The sequence below is a fragment of the uncultured Porphyromonas sp. genome (assembly GCF_938023125.1).
Taxonomy (GTDB): domain Bacteria; phylum Bacteroidota; class Bacteroidia; order Bacteroidales; family Porphyromonadaceae; genus Porphyromonas.
Map to the genome: position 1 here is coordinate 31284 of NZ_CALHDW010000013.1, position 11605 is coordinate 42888.

General features: G+C 48.2%; 6 protein-coding genes and 1 tRNA gene. All 7 read right to left on the reverse strand.

The features are described 5' to 3' along the window. Positions 1–49 precede the first annotated feature (49 nt). Complete coding sequence (gene dnaG / locus Q0090_RS04055) at positions 50–2089, reverse strand: DNA primase (RefSeq protein WP_297947709.1); 2040 nt, start codon at positions 2087–2089, stop codon at positions 50–52. Positions 2090–2115: 26 nt separating this feature from the next. Then, a complete protein-coding gene (locus tag Q0090_RS04060; protein WP_297947711.1) occupies positions 2116–4599 on the reverse strand; it encodes a bifunctional UDP-N-acetylmuramoyl-tripeptide:D-alanyl-D-alanine ligase/alanine racemase in 2484 nt (827 codons plus the stop codon). A gap of 386 nt (positions 4600–4985) precedes the next feature. Then, positions 4986–5059: transfer RNA gene (locus Q0090_RS04065), tRNA-Arg, on the reverse strand. Between the two features lie 46 nt (positions 5060–5105). After that, positions 5106–7535 (reverse strand): UvrD-helicase domain-containing protein, encoded by a 2430-nt coding sequence (locus Q0090_RS04070; protein WP_297947712.1) that lies wholly within the window; start codon positions 7533–7535, stop codon positions 5106–5108. Then, positions 7532–8902: an SWIM zinc finger family protein gene (locus Q0090_RS04075; RefSeq protein ID WP_297947714.1), complete on the reverse strand. Its 1371-nt coding sequence runs from the start codon at positions 8900–8902 to the stop codon at positions 7532–7534. Before Q0090_RS04075 ends, Q0090_RS04070 begins: the two co-directional genes overlap by 4 nt. A 148-nt stretch (positions 8903–9050) precedes the next feature. Beyond that, positions 9051–10871 (reverse strand): long-chain fatty acid--CoA ligase, encoded by a 1821-nt coding sequence (locus Q0090_RS04080; protein WP_297947715.1) that lies wholly within the window; start codon positions 10869–10871, stop codon positions 9051–9053. A 365-nt stretch (positions 10872–11236) separates the two neighbouring features. Beyond that, positions 11237–11605: hypothetical protein (locus Q0090_RS04085; protein ID WP_297947717.1), on the reverse strand; the 369-nt coding region annotated here is incomplete at its 5' end.

Sequence of the window (11605 nt, forward strand, 5' to 3'; positions counted from 1 at the left end):
AAGAGTATTTGATTTGTGACAAAGTCAAAGGGAATTACCACAGAGGAGGTTAGTGGGGGAGTATTGTCATACCGCCTAACCGCTCGGCAATCTCTTTCTTTTTATGATTGAGTTCGTTGATACGTTGTAGGAGACTCATTATTTGTGAACCATCCCCATGCTGTTGGGCATCACTTAGAGATTGCTGGCACTGTTCGATTTCTTGTAGTACACGCTCTACACGGAGGGCGTCAATGGCATGGAGAGACTCGCTAATGATCGTCTCTAGTTCCGGGCTATTGTCTTCGTTGTATATGCCCAATGCTTGGCGTTGTGCTCGGGACAATTGATATCGATCGCTCAGGAGCTCCAGAGTAAGATCTGCAATGTATGGCTCCGAATGATTGGCAAAGAAATGGGCCGGTCGGAAGCTCTCCGTAGTGCTTAATTGCTCAATGCTTTCGTTTACAATTTTCTGGAATGGGGGAGTAGACTTCTCTATCTCTTCTGCTCCGAACCACTCGTATATATAGAGTGCGAGGGGCATATCGCTTTGGGTCCCATCGCCGTTGTCAATAGGGATAAGGCGTTCTCCGTAGCGAATTATAAGGCGTAGGAGCTCAATCTCTTGGCGTGTAGGGGGAATAGTCGGTTGGGTAGAAGAGTCAGAAGAGGGAGCCTCATCTTCCGTCTCGCTGAGGGAGGTCTCTTCTTCGTGCTCCTTTTCTTCATTGCGCCTTCGCTCCTCTTGTAGGGCTGCTTGTCGGCTGCGAGCCTGCTCTTCGTTTGCCCTACCCATAAGATGATTAGAACGAGCAATTTTTACTTGCCGTAGGAGTAGCTCTTCGTCAATATGGAGAGTTTGAGCTACACTTTGGGCATATACGCTCCGTTCTATGGTGTCTGGGATAAGTCCTATGCTGTGAACAAGGTCATTGATAACGGCGGCCCGCCTTCCCGGGCTCGAAGCCATATCGTCTTGGAATAGTCCGGTTTTGAAAGAGATAAAGTCGACTTCGTGCTCCGAAATGTAGGTATTAAACTCATCGATGCTTCGGCTACGAGAGAAGGAGTCGGGGTCTTCTCCTGCAGGCAAGACGAGTACTTGTATATGCATTCCTGCCTCAAGGAGGAGATCGATCCCACGGATTGCTGCCTTTATACCGGCAGCATCTCCATCGTAGAGTACGGTAATGTTTTTGGAGAAACGACGGATTAAGCGTATCTGTTCTCGTGTGAGGGCTGTACCGCTGGAGGCCACTACATTTTCGATACCGGCCTGATGCATGGCAATTACATCCATATATCCCTCCACCAAGTAGACTTTGTCCTTTTGGGCAATCGCCTTTTTTGCAAAATAAAGTCCGTACAATTCGCGACTCTTTGAGTAGATAATGTTCTCTGGAGAGTTTATGTATTTTGCCATTTTATCGCTCTTTCCCATGATGCGCCCCCCGAAAGCAACGATACGTCCGCTTACGGAGTGTACGGGAAACATGATGCGCTCTCGGAAGCGGTCGCCTCCCGATCTTCCCTCACTGGGCTCGAAACACAACCCCGTAGCGTACAAATATTTCGCATTATAGCCGGCTTGGGTCGCTGCCGTGAGTAGGGCATTATGCGATGATGGAGCGTATCCCAATTGAAATTTCTCAATCACCTCTTCGGTTACACCGCGGGAGTGAAAGTAGGATAGAGCGATACTGCGCCCTTCGTCGCCCTCCAGAAGTTGCTTTCCAAAGTACTCTGCTGCAAACTTTTGCACTAGGTACATGCTCTCTTGTTGGTTACGACGCTCTCGCTCCTCGGGGCTCTCTTCTCGTTCCTCTAGGGCTATCCCATACTTGCGAGCAAGGTAGCGAAGGGCTTCGGGGAAGGTCATTTTCTCCAATTTCATGAGGAAAGATACCGGAGTCCCCCCCTCACCACACGAAAAGCATTTGCAGATGTTTTTGGATGGCGATACGTGGAACGAAGGGCGACGATCCGCATGAAAAGGGCACAAGCCGATGTAATCCACACCCGCTCTGCGGAGTGAAACAAAGTCGCTGACTACATCAACAATATGTGCAGTATCAATGATTTTCTGTTTTGTAACCTCGTCTATCATTGCCTCTCTTGAGAGCCCTTTTGGAACTAATTTTGGTAGTATACACGACGCACCCGAGGTGCAAGGTCGGCAATAAGTTCGTAGGGAATGGTATCAATGGCACTTGCAAGATCTTCAATTCGAGCCTCTTTATCACCAAAGAGAATTACCTCGTCTCCCTCTTGAGCTTCGGGGCACTGGCTTAGGTCAATCATGCAGGTATCCATGCAAACATTCCCCACAATCGGGCAGCGTTTGCCACGCACTACTACCCATCCTCTGCCGCAGCTCATGCGTCGGCTGTAGCCATCGGCGTAACCAATGGGGATGATACCAATCTCGCCTCCTTGGGTGAGATGTCCACGTCTACCATACCCAATCGATTCATTTTCTGAGATATACGATTTTTGTAGTAGGGTGGTGCGCAACCGTACTGCCGGCTCTAGATGCTTATCCATAGTGGGGGATATACCGTACAATCCAATGCCAAGACGAACACAATCGAAAGCATATTGGGGGAATCTTTCGGTACCTGCAGTGTTGAGGGCATGGTAGAGGGGGCGGTATCCTGCGATCTCTGAGAACTGATCGGCCGTAGTGCGGAATACCTCCAGTTGATTGCGTGTGAAGGCGTCTTCTTCCGGCATATCTGCGGCTGCCAAGTGCGTGAAAATACTCCGAGCACGTAGCAGATGGCTCTGAGCAAAAAAGCGAGCCAATTCGGGAATCTCGTCCGGACGGAATCCGAGTCTGTGCATCCCGGTATCCACTTCGATGTGCACTCCGATATTGTCAAAGCCCTGTTTGTCAATTTTACTTGCAAGAGCACGTAGCAACTTCCACGAGAAGACCACGGGCTCTAGGTGCCACTCCAAAAGGGTGTCAAAGGCTGTTGGCTCCGGATTCATCACGAGGATGGGAGAGAGAATACCCTGACTGCGCAATTCGCGTCCCTCATCGGCCACGGCTACGGCAAGGGCGCCTACGTGCATTTGGTCTAGTTTTTTGGCAACTTCGTAGGCTCCTACTCCATAGCCTTGTGCCTTGACCATGGCAATGCATTGCGTCCCTTGTGGTAGTTTGGAGCGGTAGTACTGGAGATTGTGGGCCACAGCATCCAAATCGACCTCTAGGGTAGTCTCATGCACTTTGCGTGAGAGCCTGTCCGAAATGCGCTCGCAATGAAAGGATCGAGCGCCTTTGATTAGGATACAAGCTTGGGAAAGCTGTTGAGGAATGTCGCTAGACAAGAAGTCTTCTACACTAGGGAAGAAATTCCTCTCGCCGATTTCCGTTGGGAAAAACTCCCGATAAGCAAATAGTTCTTTGCCTATCCCATAGAACTTACTAATCCTATACTTCCCGATGAGCTCGCCCACTCGGCTATAAAGAGGGCGCTCGTTGAGGGCACTCTGCTGTATCTCGGTTAGGATAAGTACGGGCTCAAGATCGGCATCGGCTGCACGTTGTTGCTGGAAGTCGAGGGCGATCTTTAGGGAGTTGATGTCGTTGTTGTAAACATCGTTGATAATAAGATTATTCCTATTCCCTTCGATGAGTTCCAAACGCATTTCTACGGGTTCGAGCTTCGAGAATAGCTCGGGATGATCGAGTAACGAGGGATTAATGATAATCATGGTGAGGATGCACGTGAGCACATTCTCGATGGAGGCTTGATCGGTAAAGGGGATTTCGATGGAGTATTCTATCCCCAAGACCAAAAAGTTGAGCTTGGTAGTATCTCGCTCGGTCTCTATACTGCGAACGTAGAGGTGGGCTTTGGGGTCTTTTCTACTCCACCCTCGAGCACGAGAGAGTAGTCCTAGTCTTTGTAATCCTGCAGCTATCTCGGGCTCGTCCATGTTGTAAACAATGCGATCGCAACCACCAAAGAGTAGTAGTTTTTCGTCTACTTTTTGGGCAATGCTACTGAAGTTTTCTTGATGTGCCGAACCTATGTTGGTAATGACGCCTATGGTGGGTTTGATCACCTCTTCTATGCGAGCCATCTCGCCTAATTGGGAGATCCCCGCTTCGAAAATGGCGATCTGGTCCTCCGAAGTCATCTTGAGAACGGAGAGAGGTACCCCGAGTTGGGAGTTGTAGCTCCGTGGAGAACGTACTACACGATAGGTATCTGCAAGTAGCTGATAGAGGAATTCTTTGACAATGGTCTTGCCATTACTCCCCGTAACTCCTACGACAGGGATGTCGAATTCTCTACGCCATTCTGCGGCTATTTTCTGTAGAGAGCGAATAACATCGCGGACCTCCAGAAAGCTAGCATCGGGGTATTGCTGGGTTAGTTTGTCGAATTCATCTCTAACAACAAAGCTGCGAACCCCATGGTTATACAGTTGATCAATATAGAGGTGCCCATCACCAGTGACTGTACGGATCGCAAAAAACAATGTGCTCTGAGGGTGCATGAGGGAACGGCTATCGGTGAGGAAATGCTCAATGAAGACTTCACTACGAATTGCACATCGGTGAGCGTGTATCTTTTCCGCAATAGTCTGTAGAGTGTACATAGGGTCTTTATTCTCGTCTATTAGTTACATCCATTGGGAATGGCACCCTAGCCGAAGGTTTCTCTTTTTGAGTTTTTTCATCTTCTCTTGGGTGCTTTCCGAATTGCTAAGGTACATGTTTTTCGTGACTTTGAGGGGGCATAACAGCCCTTTTTTCAATCGAAATACAGACAATCGCCTCTCCTCCTGGATTTGTATAGAGCTGGCCCAACCTTAATCTTGTTTGTTAGTCATCATCTCTTCGCTAAAGCTGTGTTTTGTTACCTTTTTGTTGCCATTTTTTTCCTTTTTCGGGGCTAAAGCCGCAAGAAAATGGGACATTTCCTCTCGGGAAGACAACAAAAAAGCCCTCGAATTTGAGGGCTAAATGCTTGGTTTTCAAGTTGTGATCAGGTCGGGATTCGAACCCGAGACCGACTGCTTAGAAGGCAGTTGCTCTATCCAGCTGAGCTACCTGACCAAGATCCATTCTGTGAAGATCCGAGCGCAAAGGTACAAAATCTGAACTAATCTACTAGCTTTTTGAGACTAGCAAAACGGATAAGTATGGTTTTTTCTCCAGCGGTGTCGAAGTTGACATGTATTTTGGAGTCTTCTCCCTTGTCAAGTACACTCGTTACCACCCCTCGCCCGAATGTGGGATGTTGTACGGTATCTCCTACCGAGAAATTGGTGGCTCCCTTTGGGCCCCCTTTGGGAGCTTTCCTTTGCGAATAGGGTATGGGGATGGCTCGTTTACTGCCCGAAGCCCCTTGTAGAGATGGTGCAAAAGAGGCTTCTTTTTTCCTCGAAAGAGAAACCTTTTCTCCCTGAGAAGGAGTGGCGTTTAGAGTGGCAATATCCTTAAAATCTAGCCCAAACTCCCCATGTCGATTCTTGCTACTTTCCCACGAAGATAGAGGGGCAAAGTCATTGCTCCGGCTTGTGAATTTGAGGTCTGTCGAGCAGTTGTGTGGATTCAGATACCTCATGTCCAGATCCCTCAAGAAGCGGCTAGGGATCATGTATTCTGTCATACCATTGATGGCTCTATAGCGTGCAAAGGAGATCGAGCAATACTCTTTGGCCCGGGTAATTGCCACGTAGAGGAGCCGCCGCTCTTCCTCGATGTTTTCTTCTTCGGCACTCAGTATCGAGGGAAAGAGTCCCTCTTCTAGCCCAACAATGTATACGTAGTCGAACTCAAGCCCTTTGGCTGCGTGGATGGTCATCAAGTGCACGGCATCGGCATTTTCTCCCGTCTCTAGGTTGTCTGTGATAAGGGTGACGCCTTGGAGGAAAAGCACGAGCAGGTCATGTAGAGAGGTGGTCTCGCCCCGTTCGAAAAATAGCCCATCAGCTGAAGTTTCATCCTCAAACTCTTGTACTCCGGAGACGAATTCGTTTACATTCTCTAGTTGAGTGTGCCCTTCGATAGAGGTGTCTGCACGGAGTGTATCTAGGATTTGGGAACGAACAAGAATAGACTGTACCCACTCCACAAGTGTCTTGCCCTCAGGATTATAAGTAATATCGCGGATTAGCTCTAGATAGGCCGTGAGTTTGGTGCGGGCAGACGAAGGGAGAGCATCCGGTCGAGCTATAAGAGACCCTGCTGCAGCGAAAAATGAGGATTTGCTGTTGTTGGCTTCCGTTCGGATTAAGGAGAGGGTTTTATCCCCAATGCCCTTACGAGGGTATTTGGCCGCACGCTCAAAGGCTTCGTTGTTATGAGGGTTTGCAATGAGTTGCAGATAAGCTAGTACATTTTTGATCTCAGCTCTACTATAGAAGGCAATGCCCCCATAGATACGGTATGGGATACCTGCCTGGCGCAACTGATCTTCGAAGAGACGGCTCTGTGCATTCGTGCGATAGAGTATAGCAAAGGAGCCGTAGGTGCTATTGGGGTGGCTGCGGTAGCGTTTGTAGATAGACTCTACAACGTGCTGAGCCTCTCGGTAGCCGGACTCCATCTCGTGGAGATCGATTTTTTCTCCTTTGCCTCGGTTCGAAAAAACCTCTTTCTTAATTCTGTGTACGTTGTGTTCTATCAAACTATTTGCCAGCGCCACAATGCGTTGGGAGGAGCGATAGTTTTCTTCGAGCTTGAAAAGCCGTGCCGAGGGGAAGGTATGCGTGAAGGTGAGGATGTTTTGCATGCTGGCTCCACGGAACGAATAGATACTTTGGGCATCGTCTCCTACAGCGAATATCCGTTGTTTTGCCTCTACCAGACGGCGTGCTATCAAGTACTGGGAGGGGTTGGTATCTTGGTACTCATCGATAAGTAGATAGTCTACACTTGCAGCACACTCTGCTTGTACATCGGGGTGATCTCGTAGGAGAATGTTGAAATAGTACAAGAGGTCGTCAAAATCCATGGCGTTGGCTTGACGGCATTGTGCTACGTAGGCTGCGTAGACGGAGTGCAGCATGGGCACCCCTCGTCGGTAGTCGTACTCTGTATATTCGCCTCCGGCAGCATAGCCTTCGGGGGTAATTAGGTTGTTTTTGCAATGCGAAATTCGCCCCAATACCAACTTAGGAGTGTAGGCCTTTGGGTCGAGCATCATGTCTTTTACAATGCGTTTGACAAGGCTTTTACTGTCGCTCGTATCATAAATGCTGAAGTTGGGAGTGAACCCGAGAAGCGGAGCGTATATACGAAGATAGCGCGAAAAGACGGAGTGAAAAGTCCCCAATTTCATCCGAAAGGTATCCCTACTTCCGACCATCACTTCCACGCGGGAGAGCATCTCTCGAGCCGCTTTGTTGGTAAAGGTGAGAGCCATAAGTTTATGAGGGTCATACCCTTCCTCAAGTAGGTGAGCTAGCTTGTAGGTGAGTACACGTGTCTTGCCAGATCCTGCTCCGGCAATTACCAAGGCTGGGCCATCGTCGTAGAGTACGGCCTCGGCCTGAGCAGGATTAAGTTCTTTTTCGTAGTCTATCATTGGTGACGGAGTAGAGCCTCTATCTTCTCAATCAGAAGCTGTCGAGCTAGATCATCGTTCAGTATATGTACGGTATCGTGTAGCCATTTTTCTACTAGGCCTTGGGTGTTGTGTGGGTGGCTTTCATTGCCAGAGGATCCTCTGGATTCTCCCCATGCCAGATGCTCGGTATGGGTGCGACAGAATACAAAAGAGTGTAGTATGTCGGGGAAGTTCTCACCATTATCGAGGAGAGGAAATAGGGGCCGATAGTCGCGAATGAAGCGGTAGAAGGGGCCTATGATATAGGGAGAAATATGCTGAGCAATAGAAGAGAACTGCACGGGCGTCAAGTGGTTAACCGACTTAAGGTGCATGTATAGATGCTTAAATTTGAGTCGTTTGATGGTGATAGACATCTTATTGTGCCACTCTTTTAGGATGTCGGCATTCTCTATAAATATGCAGTTGTATAGGTTGGCAAAGAAGCGTTCCTTTACGTTGAAGGACTCGGGAGTGACGATGTGTAGCTTCTCTTGCCGGAGGGGTGAGTGCTGCGTTAGTCTCTTCCATAGGTTCACGGAGTAGGCATCCTCAGCTACAATAAGAGAGGGAGCTGCCTCTATGGAATTTGTGTAGTCAATGATGGCAATAATCTGTTTGCGGAGTGTTGTGGTCATCTCACCCACTACAATGCCATTCCCTTGCAGTAGATACTCAAACATCTCGTGGCGCAACTCGGGCTGAGCGCAGTTTAGGGCATAGTCTGTAGCTAGCTCTCTGTCGGGGTATCTCTCTAGTAGCTGTCGTTGCCAATTGATAGCTTCAAGCTCTCCCTCTACAAACTCCCAAACATCATCGTAGCAGCGGAACTCTCCATTGATGGCGAGCCCTTCTTCGTAAATCTCTTCGAGTTTAGAATAGTGCTCTTCTCGGAGTATATTGTTACTGTCGAAATACTTGCGTCTGAATGATTCGTAGTTCTTGAGATCGCTGATCCCGATGCTCAATCGCACAGACCGCCCTCCCTTGTAGCTTACATATAACGAGGTGTGACGCGGGGTATAGGCTCGGTGTCCCCAGGGGTAGCCATCTTCGTGTTTTTGCAAATATAGAGAGACAGCTTCTATATGCTTGCAGGTGCCTAAGCCATTGGTTCGGAAGTCGAGGCACGAACAGAAGTTCTTGTCACTACGTACCCCTCTAAAGGCAACGCGGTAGTGATTTGCCCCATTGTGTACCAAATAGTCTCCCCATATTTTGTTGTCATCGAGGTGCTCAACGATAAATTCATTATCGCGTGCAAACTCATGTCGAAGGGCAACTTGCCACTCTTCAACCGTCATTCCTTCCGGGCAAAAGCGATTTGATAGTTTAGGTCTTTCCATGCTGTCTCTATATGAATATATCCTTATATAATCCGATCAAAGATACGCAACAATTCTCTGTGGAGATACTCGGTGGTGTCCTAAATAAACAGAAGCCCCCCGGGCGAGGGAGAGGGAAGGGCGTATCTCTATACACCCGATGAGAACGTTAGGACTCTTTGTACATGTTTTTTATCTCAGCTTGGTAATGCTCGTAGATCACCTTACGACGCAGTTTGAGTGAAGGGGTAATCTCGTTTCGATCCATGCTGAAAGGTTCGCTGATGAGGGTGATACGTTTGATTTTCTCAAAGGCGGCCAACCCGGCTTGTAGCTCCTCTATGTGGGCCATGGCAATTTGTTGCACTGCCGGCATACGGGCTATTTGATCAAGAGGGCTTGAGGCGTCTATGTTGGGATCTCGCTCTTGGGCGAGGGAGATAAGGAGCGACCAATTGGGGTAGATAAGTGCGGAAACAAATTTGTATCCATCGGCTACGACGGCCACTTGCTCGAAAAGCCGATGAGATGTAAGGAGGTTTTCGATTTGCTGTGGGGCAATATACTTCCCATTGGCAGTCTTGTAGAGGTCCTTTAGGCGCTCTGTAAAAAAGAGGGTGCGCCCTTCTAGACGCCCCGCATCGCCCGTACGGAACCATCCATCTTCGGTAAAGGCCTCGGCATTAGCAGCCTCGTTGTGGTAATATCCCGGTGTAATTGTTTCCCCTCGTAGCTGTATCTCATTATCCTCAGGAGCGATGCGCACTTCTATTCCTTCAAACACTTCGCCGATAGATGATAAGACAAAACCACGTTCGGGGTAGGCTGAGACCGTGGCACAGGTTTCGGAGAGTCCATATCCTATAATGATGGGGATATCTACCGCATTCAAGAATTCATTGATAGGCTCGCTCAGCAAGGATCCTGCTGTGGGGAAGAAGCGCCCGTTTTGTAACCCGGTGGCACGTTTCAGTAGGTAGTAGATGGTGTGTTTATAAACCCAATGCTCAAAAGATAGAAAGAGGGGTGCGGGTTTATACTGGTTCCAATAGTCCAGTTTATAGCGTTTCCCCACTTTGATAGCACGGCGGAATATGTTGGCCATCAGGCGTGGCGAGTTGTCAATGTGCGCCATAACCCCTTGATACACTTTCTCCCAATAGCGAGGAACGTTGCACATGAGAGTGGGCTTGATTTGTGGCATCAACTCTTGTATTCGCTTGGGGTTGGAGACAATAGCAACACGCACTCCCAAGGCCCAGCATACATATACCCAAGCTTTCTCGAATATATGGCTAAGGGGGAGGAAGTTCACTGAGGTGTCGTTGGGACCAATGGAGGGATAAACCTCGTGGTGCCGTCGGACTTGCTCTACAAATGCGTTGTGAAGGACTTGTACGCCCTTAGGCTCTCCTGTGGTCCCACTCGTGTAGATGAGGACAGCAAGGTCTTCGCCTCGCGCCTCACTCATGCGAATTTTTACTTTCGTTTCGCTCGGCATAGAGTCTCCGATGCGAATGAACTCGTCATAATATATCGAGGTCTTATCGTCGAATTGGCGTACTACTTGCCGATCGAAGATTATAATTCGCTCGATTTGCCCCCGTTCGTGCTGTACTTGATAGGCATTATTGTACTGATATTGCTCGCCTACAAAGATGGTTTTGATCCCGGCACTACATGCAATAAAGTAGACTTGATCCGGAGAGCAGGTAGAATAAAAGGGAACAGAGACTCCACGCAAGGCAAAGATCCCGAGTTCGGTATATAACCCTTCGCTCCTATTGGGGCTGTAGATCCCGATGCAATCTCCCGGTTCTACCCCGAGTTGAGCAAGCCCTTTGGCTGCTAGCATGCAATTTTGGGCCACGGTCTCCCCTGTAAGCCACTCCCATTCTTGTGTTTGGGGGTTGAGTTGTTTCAGTATTCTGTGGGAGTGGTAGTTGCTCTCTAGTAGCCCAATGATTTGGGATAGGTGGGTAAGTTGCATAAGTTTGTCTCTTGATGCTATTATAAATCATGTAGGGACGAGACTCAGTCTTGACGCCTCACCCCATACAAAGGTACCGATTTTGCCGTAAGGATAGCTCTTTTATCGCGAGATAACTTGTAAATATCACACTAGAGGGGTGCTATGAGAATCGTAAAACTAGGATAATAGAGAATGACTATTTGGGATTAGTTTACGGCCATTTTCAAGGATTTGCAGAGTCTGGGCTTCTTCAGTTGTGATATCGCTCTTGCTTCCCGGATAGCTTCTTAATTCAGTTTATAGATCCTATTCCGTCCCAAAATATTGTGTTTTCAAGGAAGACAAGGATTGGAATCTAAAAGGTTTGGGACCTACTCACATAGTCATCGAGTCAGAACTCGTATAGTAAGATTCAGTAAGAAATGTCTAAAGGCTTCCATAAATGGAAGCTCAATTCTGCGACCATCCTCTAGTTTTGCGTATATTTTTTTCGTGCATATCTCTGATGGAGTGCAGGCATTGAAATATGCGAAATAGCATAATAGTGTTCGCAAAAGGTTTACTGGCGTATCGTATCCCTCAATCTGAGGAAGCTCAATATTCATAGACCAAATATTGTTATAGCCGAATGGTGCTTGTTTTTCAATAACGCCTTCCAGCTCCAAGTCAACCCACTCTTTCTCACATATCCAGGCCATACGATAGACATTATGGTTTGCATAGGGGTTTCTCTCTTCTCCCTTGTAATAGCG